Here is a 19,435-nt window from a genome sequence, read left to right on the forward strand (position 1 = left end):
CCACTTTCAGCTCAGTGGAATCGACAGAACATCCAGTGTAATCGAGATTTTTTCATCTGTAATAAATTTCACGCAAAGGAGAGTTCCATGTCAAAAATGTCTACTTCAGAATTACGCAGCTATCAGCAGATTTGTGACAAAAATGGCGCGATGCTGGTGATTGCCTGTGATCAGCGCGGTGCCATGCGCAGCCTGCTGGCCAGCGATCCGCAACAACAATCCGCCATTTCTGAACACGAACTCGGGCTTATCAAAGCCGACATCACGCAATATCTGGCCAGTAAAGCTTCCTGTGTATTGGTCGATCCGGTCTGCGCCGTACCGCAACTGGTGGATAACGGAATTATTGCCCGCGACACCGCACTGCTTATCGGCCTCGACGCTTCAGGCTGGGATAACTCGCCGGAAGGTTATCGCCTGTCACGCCTGGTGGCTAACGTAGATGCGCGACGTGTACGCGAACTGGGAGCGACCGGCGGTAAAATCATGGTCTATCTGCGTTCCGATCAGGAAGCCGCTAACCGCCATAACATTGATATTCTGCGTCAATGCATTGAGGACTTCGCCCGCGAAGACCTGCTGCTGGTGGTTGAGTTCCTGACCTATAAACTCGACAACGAAACCGAGGAAGAATATAAAGAAAAAGTTCCTTCCCTGATTTACGGCGGCACGAAGATTTGTCTGGAGTGCGGCGCAAAAGTGCTGAAACTGCCTTATCCGGGATCGAAACAAGCCTGCGCCGACATCACCAAACTTGCAGGAGACGTGCCCTGGGCGGTGCTTTCAGCAGGAGTGGATCATGCCACCTTCCTCAAACAAGTGGCGGATGCCATGAGCGAAGGCGCATCGGGTGTGATCGCCGGACGCTCATTGTGGAAAGACTGTATCTCGCTGGACCGCAGTGCGACAAAGTCCCGCCTGGAATCACTGGCCGTTCCGCGTCTGAACGAGCTGCAGGCCGTTATTCAGCAATATTTTCATGCTCCGGCACACAACCAAACTGAACAGGTGGAACATGTCTGAAAACAGAAGCGCCTCACGAAATGGCTTTACCGGCAAACGCGTTATCCTGGTTAACGGGATCCCGGCGTCAGGTAAAAGCCGGCTCGCCGTTGAGCTTTCTGCATACAGCGGCTGGCTGCAACTGTCGCTTGATGGCATTAAAAATCCGTTTCTTCAGCGTCTGGAGAATGTCGATCGTCCTTTTAACCGCATGCTCGGTCAGGCCAGCTATCAGGTTATCTGGGATATCATTGCCGGCGCGCCGGATGGCAGCACCTTTATTGTCGATGCCTGGTTTGGGTTTCAGCCCAGGGAAGTCTTGCAGGATTACCTGCAGAGGGCAGGCGTAACGCAGGTGTTGGAAGTCTGGTGTCAGATCCATGCCGACCTTGCCGCGCAAAGATTTTCATCACGACTTGGCGAACGGTTACCGGGACATGTTGGCGCAGAATATATTCCCGAATTAAAAATTTTGGCGGGAAATGCCCGACCGATGTCAATCGGGCCAGTTTATTCTGTTGACCAGAATGTTACTGCACAAAATAAGCCTGTAAATATTGTTGATATTCATGAGTGGATAATGAATTCATTTGACACTCAAATTCAATAAATACTGACCAGAGGAAATATTTTTTACAGAAAAAGTCAGTTAATTCTGATATCAGGACTTTGTTAATACTCTGCTATCATTAATTCTTTCAGGTCGCTTGAAATTATTATCTTTCACTGATGACTAATAGGATTGGATAGATCACAGTTTTTATTTAAATAAAATAACATACTGAGAAAAGACCCTATTCATATGAAGAGGTATTATGTTAAGCGACTGGATTAATGAAAACAACACCCAAATAATTACCAGAACAAATGACTGGAAAAGTGCTGTGGCATTAGCGGTGCAGCCGTTAATTGATTCTGGCGCAGCTGAAAGTCGCTATCTTCAGGCTATATATGATATGCACCAGGAAATTGGTCCTTATTATGTTTTGGGCGAAGGTATTGCCATGCCACACGCCCGGCCAGAAGAGGGTGCGATAAGAACGGCGTTGTCACTGGTGATTGTTTCAGAAGGTGTCGAATTCGGCAGCGAGGATAATGATCCGGTTTATGTTATTTTCGCGCTTTCGGCGACCGACAGCCATTCGCACATTGAAATGATCGCCAGCCTTTCCCATCTCTTCTGCGATGATAAAGCAGCTGAGAAATTAAAAACCAGTAAAAACAAGCAGCAAGCACTAGATATCATCCGACAGTTTTAAACGTGAAGCGAATGAGATAAGCATCACCCTTTATCAACACATACAAAGAACGTAAGGAAAAATGATGAAAAAGCTATCAATCCTGGCGGTATGCGGTGCGGGTCTGGGCAGCAGTTTTGCCTGTGAAATGAGTATCGAAGCAGCACTGAAAGACTTGGGTGTGGAGGCAGATTTATCGCATTGTGATATCTCCAGCGCCACCTCTTCACGGGCAGACATCATTATGACCGGTGAAAACTTTCGATCCCAGTTTCAGCATTACACCATTAACGCCAATATTATTTACCTGAAAAGACTGGTGGATAAAAACGAAATAAAAACCAAGCTGACACCCATCCTGCAGGAAATGGGTCATCTGGCAGTCTGATAATAAGAACGTTTATATCCAATAGAACAATTACCGTGAACTCTACAGGGGACGCTTATGTCTTTCCTTCACTTTATTGTCAACGATGTATTAGGCCAGGCATCAATATTAATATCACTGATCGCCATGATTGGTCTGATCGCATTAAAGAAAAGCACCGGGCAGATTATTACCGGCACATTAAAAACGCTTCTGGGATTTTTAGTTCTGCTTTCCGGCGCCAGCATTATTGTTAATGCACTCACTTTTCTGGGAGAGATATTCCAGAAAGGGTTCCATATGCGTGGAATTGTCACTGACGTCGGTTCCATTGCCGGTATTGCACAACAAACCCTCGGGCGTGAAACCGCATTAATTATGGTGCTGGCATTTATCGTCAATATCCTGATTGCCCGTCTGACCCGATTCAAATATATCTTCCTGACCGGCCAGGCTTCCCTGTGGATGGCCACGGTGTGTTCGGTTATCGGCTATATGGGTGGCCTGCGAGGTACAGAGCTTATTCTCACCGGCGGGATTATCGCCGGGGTGATGGCGGTAGGTATGCCGGTTCTGGCGCAGCCGATTGTACGTAAAATTACCGGTTCTGATGACATTGCCCTCGGGCATTTCTGCACCATTGGCTACCTGGTGCAGGCGGGCGTGGCGAAAGTCACCGGGGATGTGAGTAAAAGCACCGAAGACTTCGAACTGCCTCAGTCTTTCTCTTTCCTGCAGGACACCTACCTGTCGATGATGGTGGTCATGATCCCGATTTACCTGATCCCCGCCATTGCCGCAGGCCCTGAGGTTGTCGCGCCATACGCTAACAGCGTCAACTATCTGGTCTATTCCTTCCTGCAGTCGATTCAGTTTGTCGTCGGGGTTTACGTACTGCTGTCCGGCGTACGCCTGCTGCTGGCGGAAATCGTTCCGGCATTTCGCGGCATCGCCCTGCGCATTGTCCCGAATGCCATCCCGGCGCTCGATTGCCCGGTGCTTTTCCCCTATGCACCGAATGCCGTCATCATCGGTTTTATCTCCACGACCATTGGTTCGGTGATTGGCATGTTTCTGTTCCCGAGCTTCGGGCTGGCGATGATTTTACCGGGCATGCTGACCAACTTCTTCGCCGGCGGCACGGCGGGCATCTTCGGTAATGCCGTCGGCGGACGTCGTGGCGCGATTATCGGCGGGATCTTCCACGGTCTGTTTATCACCCTGCTTCCGGCGCTGCTGCTGCCGCTGCTGGGCAAGTTCGGCTTCTCAAACGTGACGTTCAGTGACTCGGACGTCATCAGCGTCGGGCTGGTATTTGGCCATATTCTCAACTTCTTCCACTAAGCGATCTGGAGATAATCTTTATGGATACACGTATTGAGCACATTTTGGCGCAACATCTGCCGCCGCACGAGTCGGCGAAAGCGCTGAATGAGCTGGGAAAACAGTATCAGGAGCAACAGGATCTGGATGCCGCTATCACCTGCTGGGAGCAGAGTATGGCGTGTTATGGCAAGCCGGGTTTTGCCCAGGCGCAGCTGATGAAAGCCTATAACGCGCGGCGGCGTCAGTGCTCAGAGGCGGGTGACGGCAAAGGGCTGGAAGCCTATTCGGAAAAAATTGATGCGCTGATGCAGCAAAGCAAAGATGCCATCCGCTACGGATTTTAAGCCACCATAAATCCGGGGTATCTGTTCAGTTAACTCCTTAAGAAGCCGCTGCGGATAACGCTGCGGCTTCTTTATTTTCTCTATGGGTTAACGCCCTTCACCAGCACCGGCTGCTCGCGGTAATCCGCCGGGAAATGCTGTTTCAAATCTTTAATTTTCGGCAGGTCATTCACCACGATGTACGGATAATCCGGGTTTTCGTTTAAGAAGTTCTGGTGATAGGCCTCAGCCGGATAAAAGTGCGCATTGCTTTCCACTTTCGTCACCATCGGGTCGCCGTAACTGTGGCTGGCATCGAGCTGGGCAATGTACGCTTTCGCCACGTCTGCCTGAGCCTGATTAAGCGGGAAAACCGCCGAACGATACTGACTGCCGGTATCCGGCCCCTGACGGTTCAGCTCTGTCGGGTTATGTCCCACAGAGAAGAAAATGTGCAGCAGTTCGCCGTAACTCACCTGCGTCGGGTCAAACGTCACTTTCACTGATTCTGCATGGCCGGTATCGCCGTTGCTCACCTGCTCATAGCTGGCCGTTTGCGCCTCGCCGCCCGCATAACCGGATACCGCGCTGGTCACGCCTTTCACGTGCTGGAACACACCCTGAATTCCCCAGAAACAGCCACCGGCAAACAAAGCCGTTTCGCTGTGCGACGTGCCCGCAGGCTCATCTTTTACCGGTGCGGGGATCACCACCGCCGGTTCAGCGCCACCGCCCCACGACCAGGCGTTATTTTGAAAGGCGAAAGCCGAAGCCAGCACCAGTCCGGCGATCAGGCTGTAATTACGCAAGCTGCGCACTTTGTTGGATGCATTTTTCATTGTAAATATCCTGAATGAATGTGCTGACTGATTAAGCTTTAGGGGTGAACGTCATCGCCAGCCCGTTCATGCAATAACGCAGGCCGGTCGGCTGCGGGCCGTCATCAAATACATGTCCCAGATGCCCGCCGCAGCGGCGGCAATGTACTTCATCACGCACCATGCCAAACGACGTATCCCGGCTGGTCAGCGCGGCATTGGGTAACGGCTTCCAGAAACTCGGCCAGCCGGTATGGCTGTCGAATTTGGTCGTCGAAGAGAAAAGAGGAAGATTGCAGCCCGCACAGGCAAATTCGCCCACACGATGTTCGTCATTTAACGGACTGGAATAAGGCCGTTCGGTGCCGGCCTCGCGCGAAATGCGGTACTGATCATCGTTGAGTTTCTGATGCCATTGATCATCAGTCAGGGTGAATTCAAACTTCTCGGATTTGGCCTGAGCATCTGCTTTGCGCGGGAAAAACGTCGGGAGCAGCCCCATCACAGCGACCGCTGAAACCGCACTGCTGCCCAGCAGGAAATTGCGTCTGTTAATCATTATTGCCACCGTTCAGGTTGCTGTCGATGGCATCAGACTACAAGGGGAGGGATTACGGAATCCTCGCGGAGAGTTAACAGTTTTGTGATAAATGGGGGGATTGTTTTAACTCCCTCTCCCTGCGACTGTCTCTTGATCAGACCTCCTGATCAAGAGACAGTCGCAGGGAGAGGAGCCGGTCAAATACCAAGTTCTGCTTTCACCTTCGCACCCTCGCGCACAAACACCGGGATCTCATCCAGTGGCGCGCAAGCCACAATCGTTTCGCCCCCCTGATACCGTTCCCCATTCAACGCCACCCAGTTTTCCCCCGCCGGTAGCCAAACCTTGCGTTCACGCTGACCAGCGTACAACACCGGTGCGACCAGAATGTCGGCGCCAAACATGTACTGATCTTCCACCTGCCAGCTTTCGGCCTGTTCCGGATACTGATAGAACATCGTGCGCATCGCCGGATCGCCGTGTTCGTGGGCTTGCTGCATGACACGGCTGATGTAAGGACGCAGTTTTTCGCGCAGGAACAGGCCGCTTTTCATCAATTGGTAATTCTCTTCGCCATAGCTCCAGACCTCATTCGGCGCGCCGCTGTTGCACTGCGCAATACCGTCACGCCACGGTTCTGACGGCTGAATTTGCGGCTCGCGGTAGCCGTGCAGACGCATCACCGGACAGAATACGCCCCACTGGAACCAGCGGATCAGCAACTCCTGAAACGCAGGATCGTTAACGTTGCCGCCCTGGAAACCGCCGATATCCGTCGTCCACCACGGAATGCCCGCCAGCCCCATATTCAGTCCGGCGGCAATCTGGTTGCGCAGAGCGTGGAAGGAGGAATGGATATCGCCAGACCATGCCAGCACGCCGTAACGCTGGCTGCCCGCCCAGGCACAGCGCACCAGATTGACGATTTCGTTTTCGCCTTCCTGTTGCAGGCCTTCGTAAAAACCTTGCGCAAATTTTTGCGGATAGATGTTGCCGACTTCCAGCACCGGCCCGAGGTGATAGCGATAGTTATCAAAATCATAGGCACGGTATTCCGGCTCGGCTTCGTCCAGCCAGAAGGTGCGGATCCCCAGATCGTAATAATTTTGCTTCACCTTCTCCCAGACATACTGACGTGCGCCGGGATGCGTGGCATCAAAGAACGTGCAGTTGCCGAGGAAATCCAGATTCACCGACACTCCGCGATCGGTATTCACCAGATAACCTTTAGATTTCATCTCTTTGTAGTTGTCCGTGCGGCTGTCCACCGTCGGCCAGACCGACACCATCGTTTCGATGCCCAGCGATTTCAGTTCCGCGACCATCGCCTTTGGATCCGGCCAGTCCGCAGGGTCAAAACACCAGGTGCCCTGATTCGGCCAGTGGAAGAAGTCGATCACAATCACCGAAATCGGCAGGTGGCGGCGTTTGTATTCGCGCGCCACGTCCAGCACCTCCTGCTGTGTGCGGTAGCGAAGTTTGCACTGCCAGAAACCGGTCGCGTACTCCGGCATCAGCGGCGCGGTACCGGTCGCACGGCCATACTGATGCATGATCTCAGCCGGGGTATCGCCTGCCGTTATCCAGTAATCCATCTGTTCGGTGACCTGTGCTTCCCAGCGGGTGATGTTCTTGCCGAATGTCGCCTCGCCAATTGCCGGATTGTTCCACAGCATGCCGTAGCCAAGGCTTGAAAGCATAAACGGCACGCTGGCCTGTGAGTTTCGCTGTGCCAGTTCCAGCGTGCAGCCTTTCAGATCCAGACAGCTTTGCTGATATTGCCCCATGCCGTAGATTTTCTCATCGGGCCGCGACTCAAAACGCACGGTCAGCTGATGTTTGCCACCGGGAATAGCCTTAAATTCGCGGGCATCCATCTTCAGCGCGCTGATGTATTTATCCTGACTTTTCTCCGTCGCGCCGATACCCACAGTTGAGCGCTGACGCCAGAACTCCTCAAGGATCAGCTCCCCGCGCTGGTTATAAAACGCCAACTGACCTTTGATATTCACCGTCGCCGTGATGTTGCCGTTGCAAAGGCTCAGCGTTTCGGTGCCACGGCTGATGTCAGCTTGCGGTTGTTCGGTTTGCGGCAGCAGCGCCCACAGATGATCATTGAGCTGCGGGCGGCAGGTGGCGCGCACGCGCAGGCTGTTTTCGCCCCAGGGTTCAATCACCAGTGTTTGCTGATCGAAATGCCAGAGGATACGGTTTTTTTCGGCGATTAATTCGCTCATGCGGACTCCTGTGTATGCAAGATGGCCTGCGGGACAGGCTCATGTTCCCGTGAATTTTTAGACTGATTGATTTGCTGCATGGTCGCGTCGTTAAGTTTGTACCAGCGCATCGACAGCGCGCTGAACATCGAGAGCACGCCCGGCACCAGCGAGAACAGTGCGATAATTGACAGCATTGCCGCGGTATTTTGCTGGGCGGCGTGTGGCACGTAACCGCTCATGCCGAGCGTCCAGCCGACAATAGCGCCGCTGACCGCCATCCCCATTTTGAGGATCGCCAGCAGGGTCGAGAACACCGTGCCGTCCATGCGTTTGCCCTGTTTGAATTCGCCGTAATCCACCACGTCGGACATCATCACCCACATCAGCGTCGTGGTGACCTGATAGAACGTAGAGACCAGTAACGTCATACCGACCAGCAGGGAAATCCACGCCGGAACGAAGAAGATAGCCGCACTCAGCACCCCGGTCAGAATGGCGCACAGCGTGAACGCCGCCAGTTTGCTGCGGTGGCGGGTGAGCGGTTTGACCAGCAAACTGCCGAGGCTTTTGCCGATGATGTGCGCTGCCAGCAGCCACATAAAGTAGCTGGCGTTGCCGAGATAATAGGTGACGTAGTACATCATCGCGCCGAGACGCACGACGCCGAAGGAGATGTTGAAGAAAATCAGCGCCGCGACCACGCGCCATTGATCGTTACGCACTAAATCGCGCAGATCGGAGAGGAAATTCCCGTGTGTTGGCGGTGCGCTGATGCGTTCTTTGGTGTTGAGAAAACACAACAGGAACATCACCACGGCAATCGACGCCATAATAGCCATCGCCCCGAAATAGCCGTCAAGCTTATTACCGCCGCCCATCATTTCTGCCAGCGGCATCATCAGGAAAGTGGACATTGCGCCGCCGAGCGTGGCGAGGAAAAACCGGTAAGATTGCAGCGAGATACGCTGGGTGTTATCCGGCGTAATGATCGCCCCCATCGAGCAGTAAGGAATATTGATCGCGGTATACATCAGCATCATCACGCAATAGGTGACGCTGGCGTAAACCATTTTGCCGCCCAGTGTGAGGGATTCAGGCACGGCGTAAACCAGTAAACAACTGGCACCAAACGGCAGCGCGAGCCACAGAATATAGGGGCGAAACTTGCCAAAGCGGGTCTGCGTGCGGTCGGCAATCAGCCCCATGGCGGGGTCAACAATCGCATCCGCCACGCGGGCGACCAGAAACATTGTCCCGACGAACACCGCCGGTAATCCCACAACATCGGTGTAATAAAACGTCAAAAATATAATGACATTATCCAGGCCAATATGGCTCGCCATATCCCCCAGACCGTAGCTGATTTTTTCTTTTACGGATAACTTCGCAGTCATTTTTCGTCCTGCCTTTTGTAGGGTTAAACACAAAAAAGTCAGTCCGTCCGTGGCCCGAGGACTTGTTATAGAATGGTTAAAAGTCGGTCACAATTGCGAGATGTTATAAATTTCTTATGTTTTTTGATTAATGTGATACCGGTAACATGGATGTGATCAAAAAAAATGAGGCGGTCCGGAGACCCCCTCATTTCTGTTTATCGTACCTTGCGGCTATTCGTTGAGAATAGCGCTACTGCCTGTCAGGCATCGGTCACTGGCTTGTGCTCAGTTTTGGTCTGCGCGTTTTCCAGCATTCTGCGCACCGGAATGATCAGCACGAACAGCACTGCGGCGCAGATAAGCAACGCAATGGAACAACGCGCAAACAGATCAGGCAGCATGTCCAACTGATCCGCTTTCACGTGACCGCCGATAAGACCCGCCGCCAGGTTTCCCAGCGCACTGGCGCAGAACCACAGCCCCATCATCTGACCGCGCATTCTTTCCGGCGCCAGCAGCGTCATGGTCGCAAGCCCTATCGGGCTCAGACACAGTTCACCGAGCGTCAGCATCAGAATACTGCCCACCAGCCAGAATGGCGAAACGCCAGCCCCGCCGCTGCTCAGCACATTCTGTGCCGCCAGCATCATCAGGCCAAAGCCTGCTGCGGCGCACAAAATACCGATGATGAACTTAGTGATGCTGCTCGGACGAATGTTTTTGCGCGCCATCATCGGCCACGCCCAGCTGAATACCGGGGCCAGCAGAATGATAAACAACGCATTAATGGACTGGAACCAGACCGCCGGAATTTCGAAATCACCGATCATACGGTTGGTGTAGTCGTTGGCAAACAGGTTGAACGAGGTCGGTTTCTGTTCAAACGCAGACCAGAAGAACGCAGCGGAAACCAGCAGGATAAAACACACCAGCAGTCTGGCGCGCTCTTTGCGGTTAAGTCCGGCGAACAGGAACAGGTAGATAAAGTACAGTGCGACAGAAGCCGCAATCACGTAGACCAGCACGCTGGCGACAGCGACCGGGTTAATGACGATCACGCCCTGCGCAATCAGTGTCACGACGACCGCCACACCCACTGCCAGCGCCAGCAACCAGGCACCGACGCCGTTTTTCTTCGCGACAGGATTATTCCAGGTGGAGTCCAAACCTACCTCGCTGTCATAGCGTTTCATGGCCGGTACGGCGTACACGCGGAAGATAATCAGCGCCACCAGCATCCCGATACCCCCGATGCCGAAGCCCCAGTGCCAGCCGTGAGTTTTTATCAGCCAGCCGGAAATCAGCGGCGCGATAAAGGAACCCATGTTGATGCCCATATAAAACAGCGAGAAACCACCGTCACGGCGCGCGTCGCCTTTCTTATACAACGTGCCCACCATGACCGAAATACAGGTCTTGAACAGGCCGGAGCCCAGCACGATAAACATCAGGCCGATGAAGAACAGGTTGTCGCCCATAAAAGCAGACAAGGCAATCGACAGGTGACCCAGCGCAATCAGGATTGAGCCGTACCAGACCGCTCTTTGCTGTCCCAGCCAGTTATCTGCCAGCCATCCGCCCGGGAGCGCCGCCAGATACATACAACCCGCAAAGATACCGACGATGGCTGATGCGTTTTCACGCGCCAGTCCCATGCCACCGTCATAAACCGTCGCTGCCATAAACAGGATCAGTAAAGGACGGATACCGTAAAACGAGAACCGCTCCCACATTTCTGTAAAGAACAGAGAACCCAGCGGATAAGGATGACCTAAGAACGTCCGGCTCTCGTTTTTGTGATCAGAGGAATGCATAAATTCTCCAAAAGGTGTGTCGTAGTGTTTGTAAAAAATCAATGCCTGGCGGTTATGATTTCGCCGCTCTTTAACATTCAGAAATTATTACTTGCCATTAGAAACTAGTTTTGTCTGGCGAGAACTGCAGAACTTTTAGAGGAAAATTCGACAACTGTCTACCTTTACAGAGTTTATGATGGCAAAAATGAGGGGGTGTTCGGGGTGAAAAAGACAGGGTTTTTCAACAAAATGGAATTTTAACTGTTTGATTTCAGGAATTATCTTAGAGCTTACTGAAACCATTTTTAAGCGGGAAATTTATGTTCTGATGAATTTTGGTAAAAACGACTTCTGAAGCTCCTCACTCCTCCTTACCGGAGATTGCTAAAATAGCGCAAGACCAATAAGAACAGCAGAAACTGATGACGGGCACACAATTAAGACAGGAAGCCCTTCACTTATTGCGTAAGGTATTCCAGCAGCATACCGCGCGATGCCAGCACGTGGATACCGAGTTTTTAGCAAGATTATCTCCTGACGATCAGCAGCATCTGGTCAGGCTTTTGAAGCTGATGGCCGGGGAGTAACGGGAGTCTTTATGATTGAAGAAGTCGTTTTGCTGGATGTACAAAATCAGCCAGCGGGAACTATGGATAAAGCGCTGGTGCACACCGAGCATACTCCGCTGCATCTGGCCTTTTCCTGTTACATCCGCAACGAGCGTGGCGACATTCTGCTGACGCGCCGCGCGTTGAGCAAGGTCGCGTGGCCGGGAGTCTGGACAAATTCGGTGTGCGGGCATCCGTTGCCAGGTGAATCCTTGCAGGCGGCTGTTTCGCGCCGTAGCCAGTACGAACTCGGTTTACCCGTGGAAAATATCACCTCGCTGATTGGTGAATTTCAGTATTACGCCACCGATGCTTCCGGCATTGTCGAAAACGAATTCTGCCCGATTTTTGCCGCTTTCACGCGCCAGCCACCGGCTCCGCGGGGATCCGAAGTGATGGATTTTCAGTGGGTGAAACCCGAAGATTTGCTGAGTAGCGTGCGTACTACTCCGTGGGCCTTCAGCCCGTGGATGGTGTTACAGCTCGGTCAGATTACGCAGAAAAACCTGAGTCTGCTGGGGTGAGCGTAGTCGCACAAAACGGACATGCTGCCAGCTGGGGTCAAGGAGTAGCGCCTCATACTGGCGGCGGTTTTTCCTGTAAGTTTTCAGTGTCCACAGGATGATCGACTCCCGACTGAAAAAGCTTTTGCGAAACGTCTCGCAATTCCCGGTTCCCGCCCAGATTTCCTGCCGGCCCCACGCCCGCGTTGCCGCCCGTTTCACCGCCTGAAATAGCGTCCGCCCGAACGAATAATCCACCCAGACGATCAGATCGATATTGCGCCATTTAACGGGCTGCGAGCGTTTGTAATTGCCGTCGATCACCCAGCTGTCGCTGACCGCCATTTTTTCTTCAATCCGCGCAAAAAATACTTCGTCCGTCGTACCCTGCCAGTCAGCCCGCCAGAACAGCGCATCCAGCTCAATGTAGGGAATATTCAGTTTCTCAGATATGCCGCGCGCCAGCGTCGATTTGCCGCTGCCGCTGGTGCCAATGACGTTAATTTTCACCGCAAGACTCCTGATCTGCTGTTGCAGAATTCGCCAGATAGCACAAAAAAAGGGCGCTTATTCTGCCGCACAGGCGTGCTGTTGTATAGAGACAGGTACAGAGAAAGAGACTCAGCCATATAAATCACCTTCTTAACCATAACTGACGGAACTAACTCATTCTGTGAATGTATTAGCAGCATAAACAAATGAGCATTTAGTGCTTTTCATGCTATTGCTAGCAACATAATTTAGGATTTTTCGCTTTTACACCTGTACATATTTGCAATCATTGTATAACTTTCTTTCACCCCTGCTTCATCATTAGTCCGTCTTTTACGGGCAGTTTCAGCCTGGCCTTTGGAAGAAAAAATTGGATTTCCCTTCTTCCAAAGGTTTTTTTATGGCTGAATTTTATTTTTGTGCAAAATAATCATGAGATGAAACGGGGACAGTGATTGTGAAGAAAGGCTTCACAATATTCTCTTTTCTGACTGGCTACAGACACTTTTCCGGCAATACTTATTCGCGGAAAAGTTTAAGGAGGTTTACATGCAAATTGAAGCAAAACAAACTGTTACAGAAATCAGTGATTATTTCAAAGCCCGTGAAACTCCAACATTAAGCGAAGTCGAGATCCTCGGCACCATCGTTTCAGGACTCTTAAACAACCGTTATCCGGTGAGCAATAAAGCAATTATTGAAGGGCTGCTGCGACAGCTTGAGCAGGAATCCAACGTCAGCAACCAGCAGGGATGCCGTAATTTACTGGAGCTGGTGCTGCTCTCCACGCAGGATGATGTGATTTAAGAAAATAGCCGGCCTGTTAAGCAATATGTTAACAGGCCGGAGAACATCGCTTGATAAAAGTATTAAGAACTAGAGCGATTTTAGCGTCGCGGCAATCACGTCTTTTACCGGCGTTGTCGGGCGACCAATCAGTTTGCTCAATGTATGAGAATCATCAAACAAACCGCCTTTCTCTGCGCCCGCATCAGAATCTGCCAGCATATTCGCCAGACCTTCAGGTAAACCAGCGCCCAGTAAAGCTTTGGCAAACTCCGCTTCCGGCAGGTTAACATAATCCACCTTTTTGCCGGACTGACGTGCAATTTCCGCCGAGAATTCAGCCAGCGTATAAGCGTCGTCGCCTGCCAGTTCGTAGATTTTCCCACCCTGATTATCGAGCACCAGAACAGCCGCAGCCGCTTCGGCGTAATCCTGACGCGCAGCAGAAGAAATCCGCCCTTCGCCGACCGAGCCAATAAAAGCGTTATGAGCCAGTGCCGGTGCAATGCTCGCGGCATAGTTTTCGGTATACCAGCCGTTACGCAGCAATACGAAAGGAACACCAGATTCGCTTAACGCTTTTTCGGTCGCACGGTGCTCTGTGCCCAGACCCAGCGGAGATTTATCCGCGTGCAGCAGGCTGGTGTACGCCAGCAGTTTCACGCCTGCACGTTTCGCCGCCGCAATCACCGCTTTGTGCTGCGCTTCGCGCTGGCCGACTTCGCTTGAGGAAATCAGCAGCAGTTTCTCTGCGTCTTTAAACGCTGAATCGAGCGTCTCAGGCTGGCTGTAATCCGCCTGACGCACCTGAACGCCTAAATCCGCCAGATCTTTGGCTTTTTCAGGGCTGCGCACTGCGGCAATAATCTGATTAGCGGGCACTTTTTTCAGAAGTGCGGCAATAACAAGGCGGCCTAACTGGCCGGTAGCACCGGTAACTGCGATCATGTTGATTCTCCTGAAGGGTTTAGATAAAAATTATTCCGAAGGACGCGAAATGTGTCGCCGTGAAGACATCCTATGCGATACACTTACTTTTCGTAAGTACGCACCAAAAGGTAAGTATGAAAATAATTCCGTCAGACTCCTTCGAGTCACCCCTGCCGCTGTCCGAACAAATCCGTCAGGGGAAAGTGCTCAATCCGAATTGTCCTTCCCGCGAGATCCTGCGCCACGTCACCAGCCGCTGGGGGTTACTGATCCTGATCGCCCTGTGCGACGAAACGCTGCGCTTTAGCGAACTGCGCCGCAAAGTCGGCGGCATCAGCGAAAAAATGCTGGCGCAGACGCTGCAGGCCTTAGAAGAAGATGGCTTTGTTGACCGGCATTCATTTCCGGTGGTTCCGCCGCACGTTGAGTATAGTCTCTCACCTCTGGGGCTTGAGATTAAAGACCAGGTTGCCGGGCTGGCCGACTGGCTGGAGTTTAATTTGCACCGCATTCTCAGGCAGCGCGAACTGCGTGTTGTCGGCGAAGCATAACCCTCAAAAAAACTTAACAAGAACGCAAAAATTCTCACCTATCATTGATTCAACCCGCCGACTAACATCATTTCATTGATTCGATAAATGCTTTTATTTTAATCAGCTGAGGTGATGTATGTCCCAGTCCCACAATCAACACGTTACGCTCGTCATTACGCACAAAATTGCCCCGGCCGGTGAGGCGCAGTACGAAGCCTGGCTTAACAAAATTATGCCGCAGGCGGGCACATTTGCGGGACATCTGGGCGTCAATGTCATCCGTCCAAGCCGCAGCGGCGATCCGTACACCATTCTGGTGCGCTTCGACACGCTGGAAAATCTCAACGCCTGGCACAACTCCGAATTACGTAAACAGCTGGTGGCAGAAGTCAGCCCGCTGCTGTTACAGGATGACAGCACTGAAGTGCGCCCCGGCGCTGAGTTCTGGTTTACTCCGCCGAGCGCAACCGTCCGTCCCCCTGCCCGCTGGAAGCAATATCTGCTGACCTTGCTGGTGATTTACCCATCGACTCACATTGTGCCCTGGTTCTGGGGACAGTTTTTGCCGCAGCTCAAAGGCACAGAAGGCGGCCATTTGCTCAATGATGCCTCTGTCGTTGCGCTGGTGGTTTTCCTCTGGATGCCAATCATTACCCGAGTTTTCCATTCATGGCTGACGCGCACTTACGCGCACTGACAGGAGCTTTTCCAATGACAAGTTTTGCATCCCTGATCCTGATTAATGGCAAATTTCACACCGTTGACCGCGAGAAACCACTGGCTACTTCGGTGGCGATTAAAGACGGTAAGTTTCTTACCGTTGGCACTGAAAACGAAGTCATGCAGTTCGCGGATGCGTCCACTCAGGTGGTAGATCTGCACGGGCACACGGCGGTTCCCGGTCTGAATGATTCGCACCTGCACCTGATCCGCGGCGGACTGAACTACAACCTGGAACTGCGCTGGGAAGGCGTGCCTTCTCTGGCCGACGCTTTGCGGATGTTGAAAGAACAGGCACTGCGCACGCCAAGCCCGCAATGGGTGCGCGTGGTCGGCGGCTGGACGGAATTCCAGTTCGCCGAACGCCGGATGCCGACGCTGGAAGAAATCAATCAGGCCGCACCGGACACACCGGTATTTATCCTGCATCTTTATGACCGGGCCCTGCTTAACCGCGCCGCGCTGAAGGTGGTCGGTTACACCAAAGACACGCCGAATCCGCCGGGCGGGGAAATCCAGCGCGACAGCAACGGCAATCCGACCGGCATGCTGATCGCCAAACCGAACGCGATGATCCTGTATTCGACGCTGGCAAAAGGTCCGAAACTGCCGCTGGAACAGCAGGTGAATTCCACCCGCCAGTTTATGCGCGAGCTGAACCGCCTCGGGCTGACCAGCGCGATTGATGCGGGCGGCGGCTTCCAGAATTATCCTGAGGATTATCAGATTATTGATGAGCTTCATCAGAAAAATCAGCTGACCGTGCGCATCGCCTACAACCTGTTTACCCAGCGGCCACAGCATGAGCTGGAAGATTTCGAACTGTGGACCGATATGCTGAAACCGGGGCAAGGCACCGATTTCTACCGCCACAATGGCGCAGGGGAAATGCTGGTGTTTTCTGCCGCTGACTTCGAAGACTTCCTGCAACCGCGCCCGGATTTACCGCCGGGCACCGAAGTCGAACTGGAACGCGTGGTGCGTCATCTGGTGGAGCACCGCTGGCCTTTCCGCCTGCACGCCACCTACGACGAGTCGATCAGCCGGATGCTCGATGTCTTCGAAAAAGTGAACAGCGATATTCCTTTCAACGGGCTGCACTGGTTCTTCGACCATGCGGAAACCATCACTGAGCGCAATATCGAACGTATGAAAGCATTGGGCGGTGGCATTGCGGTTCAGCATCGCATGGCGTTCCAGGGGGAATACTTCGCGGATCGTTACGGCATCGAAGCGACCAAACACACGCCGCCGGTGGCGAAAATGCTTTCCGCCGGTTTACCGGTCGGGCTGGGCACCGACGCCACACGCGTGGCCAGCTATAACCCGTGGACGGCACTATACTGGCTGGTGTCCGGTCGCACCGTCGGCGGCATGGCGATGTACGATGACGATGCGCGAATCGACCGCGAAACCGCACTGATGCTGTGGACGCAGGGCAGCTCCTGGTTCTCCAGTGAACAGGGTAAAAAAGGTCAGATTAAAGCCGGACAACTGGCGGATCTGGCAGTGCTTTCAGAAGATTTCTTCAGCGTGCAGGAGGAGCGGATTAAAGGTATCGAATCCGTAATGACCGTGGTGGATGGCAAAGTGGTTTATGCGGCAGGCAGTTTCTCCCCGCTCGCCCCGCCAGCGATCCCGGTCTTGCCAGACTGGTCGCCGGTCACAAAAGTGCCGGGCCATTACCGATCCGCTCCCCCAGAAGGTACGGCGCGCGTCGGGCTGGTTCGTCAGGCACATCAGTGCGCCGGTCCTTGTGGCGTGCATAAACACAGCCATGACATTGCCCGTGGATCCGACGTTCCGGTTTCCAACGACAACGCCTTCTGGGGCGCACTGGGATGTTCGTGTTTCTCGTTCTGATCATCACTGACTGGCTGGCTTAAAAAAGCGCCCGATATCACGTCGGGCGCTTCAAAAATCACTGCAAACTCCTTCAACGTTCCCCCTCATTAATTAAGCCTATTTCATTCTTTTGATTTGATTTAGCGAATTTCTTTCTATTACCCAGACCTCTGCTATATTTCGTTAAGACACCATAAGAAAACATTTTATTAACAACTTCATGACCTGAAGATTCCGTCGCCTTCTTCAGTCTGGATCAACTCCTCACCCAGGGATTTTCCATGTCTGGCACTCTGATCAGCTTCATAACACAGACGTTACAAACAGTGCCCGGTCTTGCCATTTTTCTGGCATTAACATTGGGCTATGCCATCGGGCAAATTCGTCTCGGGCCGATCCAGCTCGGCGGCGTGTGCGGAACGTTGATCGCCGCATTATTAATTGGTCAGTTGAATATTCCCGTCGATGCCGACATCAAAAACATCTTCTTCATGCTGTTCATCTTTGCACTGGGTTACAGCGGCGGTCCGCAATTCTTCGCCAATCTGAACGCCAAAAATATCCAGTTAGGCCTGTTTTGTCTGATTGAGGTCGTGGTGGTGCTCGGTCTGGTTCTCACCGCCACCGTCGTCATGCATCTGGATCCGGGTACGGCTGCGGGTATGATGGCCGGAGCGGCGACGGAATCTGCGGTGGTCGGTACCGCAACCGATGCAATTTCCCGCCTTGATCTCCCTGCCAGCGAAATCATTCGCCTGCAAGGCAACGTGGTTACCGCCTATTCCATTACCTACATCTGCGGTCTTATCACCATCGTGATCGTCACCAGTCAGATTTTCCCCCTGCTTTTACGCACTAATCTGCGCGTGGACGCCGAAAAACTTTGGGTGGAAATGGGTGGGCAGATCGATACAGAGGGTATCTCCGCATTGCCTACCGTGGTAGGCCGCGTTTACCGGCTTGAAGCGGGAGCCGGTAAAACGGTCGCCGACCTCCAGCAGAGGCTGGAACAGGGAAGCAGTATCGTGCGCGTACAGCGTCATGGCCGCACGCTGGCACTTTCCCCTTCCCTCAGACTTCGCAGGAATGATCAGGTCCTGCTGGTGGGATATCGCGGAACGGTCATTGAAATGGCCAGAATTCTGGGCAGCGAAGTGGCCGATACCAACTCGCTGACCGCTGCGCTCGACACTTACCATGTGATCCTGCTCGAACCCACAATGGCCAACCGTGAACTGCGTGACCTGGAGTTGCCGACCGGTGTGCATGTGGCTGCGGTTCTGCGGGGTGACGCGATGTTGCCCGCGCTTCCCGCTACCCGTCTGCAAGTTCACGACGTGCTGCAAATTTATGATACCAATCCGGGTCGTGCCCCAATGGCTGCGCCGGTACTCAGCAAAATCGGCAAAATGATGCCCGATAAGCTGGCCAGCAATCTGGCGATTGTCGGACTGGTGATTGCGCTGGGGACGTGGCTCGGCAGCTTCAAACTGAACATTGGCGGCATTGATTTCTCGGCAGGCACCGGCGGTGGCGTGCTGATCGTCGGATTAGTGATGGGCTGGTATCACGCCCGCCGCGCCGATCTGCATTCGGTCAATGCCGATGCCCTGACGCTGCTTAAAGATCTTGGCCTCGCCGGATTCATTGCCGGTGTCGGCTTGTCCTCCGGCCCTCAGGCGCTCTCCCTCATTATGCAATATGGCATCACGCTGCCGTTGCTTGGCGTGGCTATCGCGATTATCCCGGCGTCCGTCTCACTGGTCGTCGGCCATTTTTGGCTTAAGCTCCGCGCGCCTGTATTGCTGGGTGCGATTGCCGGACAACAGTGCAGCACGCCTGCCCTGAGCGCCATACAGAATGCGTGTGGAAATTCCACTCCGCTGCTGGGTTACACCATTACTTACGCGATTTCCAACGTTGTGCTGCCTCTGATGGGGCCGTTGATTGTAGGGCTGGCCAGTTCGCTTCAGCCTCTTTAGTCGTTCATTTTTTTATCCCTGTAACTGAGG

Annotated in this window: 20 protein-coding genes; 13 read left to right on the forward strand and 7 right to left on the reverse strand. The window is 53.0% G+C overall.

The window, feature by feature from the left end; all coding sequences use genetic code 11:
• Positions 1-87 precede the first annotated feature (87 nt).
• The 6 genes from D6C13_RS08520 (at position 88) to D6C13_RS08545 (ending at position 4,277) form a co-directional block, all read left to right on the forward strand.
• On the forward strand, positions 88-1,023 hold the full coding sequence (locus D6C13_RS08520; RefSeq protein WP_120132351.1) for a tagatose-bisphosphate aldolase: 936 nt from the start codon (positions 88-90) through the stop codon (positions 1,021-1,023).
• Positions 1,016-1,612: a P-loop nucleotide/nucleoside kinase family protein gene (locus D6C13_RS08525; protein ID WP_120132352.1), complete on the forward strand. Its 597-nt coding sequence runs from the start codon at positions 1,016-1,018 to the stop codon at positions 1,610-1,612. The genes D6C13_RS08520 and D6C13_RS08525 overlap by 8 nt, the downstream gene beginning before the upstream one ends.
• A 205-nt stretch (positions 1,613-1,817) precedes the next feature.
• Positions 1,818-2,261 carry a PTS sugar transporter subunit IIA gene (locus tag D6C13_RS08530; RefSeq protein ID WP_120132353.1) on the forward strand — a complete coding sequence of 148 codons (444 nt, stop codon included), beginning with the start codon at positions 1,818-1,820 and terminating at the stop codon, positions 2,259-2,261.
• 64 nt (positions 2,262-2,325) lie between these two features.
• Positions 2,326-2,628 (forward strand): PTS sugar transporter subunit IIB, encoded by a 303-nt coding sequence (locus tag D6C13_RS08535; RefSeq protein WP_120132354.1) that lies wholly within the window; start codon positions 2,326-2,328, stop codon positions 2,626-2,628.
• 57 nt (positions 2,629-2,685) lie between these two features.
• Positions 2,686-3,951 (forward strand): PTS sugar transporter subunit IIC, encoded by a 1,266-nt coding sequence (locus tag D6C13_RS08540; RefSeq protein WP_120132355.1) that lies wholly within the window; start codon positions 2,686-2,688, stop codon positions 3,949-3,951.
• Positions 3,952-3,971: 20 nt separating this feature from the next.
• The gene (locus D6C13_RS08545) at positions 3,972-4,277 is read left to right on the forward strand and encodes a hypothetical protein (protein ID WP_120132356.1); all 306 of its coding nucleotides are present in this window, start codon (positions 3,972-3,974) and stop codon (positions 4,275-4,277) included.
• An 80-nt stretch (positions 4,278-4,357) separates the two neighbouring features.
• Here the strand turns inward: D6C13_RS08545 and msrA are convergent, their stop codons facing one another.
• The 5 genes from msrA to D6C13_RS08570 form a co-directional block, all read right to left on the reverse strand.
• The gene (gene msrA / locus D6C13_RS08550; protein WP_120132357.1) at positions 4,358-5,095 is read right to left on the reverse strand and encodes a peptide-methionine (S)-S-oxide reductase MsrA; all 738 of its coding nucleotides are present in this window, start codon (positions 5,093-5,095) and stop codon (positions 4,358-4,360) included.
• Positions 5,096-5,126: 31 nt separating this feature from the next.
• Positions 5,127-5,633, reverse strand: coding sequence for a peptide-methionine (R)-S-oxide reductase MsrB (msrB, locus tag D6C13_RS08555; protein WP_120132358.1), 507 nt, complete (start codon positions 5,631-5,633; stop codon positions 5,127-5,129).
• A 179-nt stretch (positions 5,634-5,812) separates the two neighbouring features.
• Positions 5,813-7,852 carry a glycoside hydrolase family 31 protein gene (locus D6C13_RS08560; RefSeq protein WP_120132359.1) on the reverse strand — a complete coding sequence of 680 codons (2,040 nt, stop codon included), beginning with the start codon at positions 7,850-7,852 and terminating at the stop codon, positions 5,813-5,815.
• Positions 7,849-9,228: a glycoside-pentoside-hexuronide (GPH):cation symporter gene (locus D6C13_RS08565; RefSeq protein ID WP_120132360.1), complete on the reverse strand. Its 1,380-nt coding sequence runs from the start codon at positions 9,226-9,228 to the stop codon at positions 7,849-7,851. The genes D6C13_RS08560 and D6C13_RS08565 overlap by 4 nt, the downstream gene beginning before the upstream one ends.
• 242 nt (positions 9,229-9,470) lie before the next feature.
• Positions 9,471-11,024, reverse strand: a complete 1,554-nt coding sequence (locus tag D6C13_RS08570; RefSeq protein ID WP_120132361.1) for a peptide MFS transporter — start codon at positions 11,022-11,024, stop codon at positions 9,471-9,473.
• A gap of 404 nt (positions 11,025-11,428) precedes the next feature.
• On the opposite strand from D6C13_RS08570, the gene D6C13_RS25620 reads away from it, so the two are divergent.
• Together D6C13_RS25620 and idi are read left to right on the forward strand one after the other, a co-directional pair.
• Positions 11,429-11,593: a hypothetical protein gene (locus tag D6C13_RS25620; RefSeq protein WP_167458003.1), complete on the forward strand. Its 165-nt coding sequence runs from the start codon at positions 11,429-11,431 to the stop codon at positions 11,591-11,593.
• 11 nt (positions 11,594-11,604) lie between these two features.
• Entirely contained in the window at positions 11,605-12,138 is a 534-nt protein-coding gene (gene idi / locus D6C13_RS08575; RefSeq protein ID WP_120132362.1) for an isopentenyl-diphosphate Delta-isomerase, read from the forward strand.
• Here idi and D6C13_RS08580 read toward each other — a convergent pair.
• Entirely contained in the window at positions 12,091-12,627 is a 537-nt protein-coding gene (locus D6C13_RS08580; RefSeq protein ID WP_120132363.1) for a P-loop NTPase family protein, read from the reverse strand. The genes idi and D6C13_RS08580 overlap by 48 nt on opposite strands.
• Positions 12,628-13,158: 531 nt before the next feature.
• On the opposite strand from D6C13_RS08580, the gene D6C13_RS08585 reads away from it, so the two are divergent.
• Complete coding sequence (locus tag D6C13_RS08585) at positions 13,159-13,416, forward strand: biofilm/acid-resistance regulator YmgB/AriR (protein ID WP_120132364.1); 258 nt, start codon at positions 13,159-13,161, stop codon at positions 13,414-13,416.
• 69 nt (positions 13,417-13,485) lie between these two features.
• Here the strand turns inward: D6C13_RS08585 and D6C13_RS08590 are convergent, their stop codons facing one another.
• Positions 13,486-14,343: an SDR family oxidoreductase gene (locus D6C13_RS08590; protein WP_120132365.1), complete on the reverse strand. Its 858-nt coding sequence runs from the start codon at positions 14,341-14,343 to the stop codon at positions 13,486-13,488.
• A gap of 116 nt (positions 14,344-14,459) precedes the next feature.
• On the opposite strand from D6C13_RS08590, the gene D6C13_RS08595 reads away from it, so the two are divergent.
• From D6C13_RS08595 to aspT, 4 genes are all read left to right on the forward strand, one after another.
• Complete coding sequence (locus tag D6C13_RS08595) at positions 14,460-14,876, forward strand: winged helix-turn-helix transcriptional regulator (RefSeq protein WP_120132366.1); 417 nt, start codon at positions 14,460-14,462, stop codon at positions 14,874-14,876.
• 118 nt (positions 14,877-14,994) lie between these two features.
• Complete coding sequence (locus D6C13_RS08600) at positions 14,995-15,555, forward strand: antibiotic biosynthesis monooxygenase (RefSeq protein ID WP_120132367.1); 561 nt, start codon at positions 14,995-14,997, stop codon at positions 15,553-15,555.
• A 14-nt stretch (positions 15,556-15,569) separates the two neighbouring features.
• Complete coding sequence (locus D6C13_RS08605; protein WP_120132368.1) at positions 15,570-17,441, forward strand: amidohydrolase; 1,872 nt, start codon at positions 15,570-15,572, stop codon at positions 17,439-17,441.
• A gap of 263 nt (positions 17,442-17,704) precedes the next feature.
• Positions 17,705-19,405: an aspartate-alanine antiporter gene (gene aspT / locus D6C13_RS08610; RefSeq protein WP_120132369.1), complete on the forward strand. Its 1,701-nt coding sequence runs from the start codon at positions 17,705-17,707 to the stop codon at positions 19,403-19,405.
• Positions 19,406-19,435: the final 30 nt, after the last annotated feature.

It is taken from the genome of Rahnella woolbedingensis, from assembly GCF_003602095.1.
Lineage (GTDB): Bacteria > Pseudomonadota > Gammaproteobacteria > Enterobacterales > Enterobacteriaceae > Rahnella > Rahnella woolbedingensis.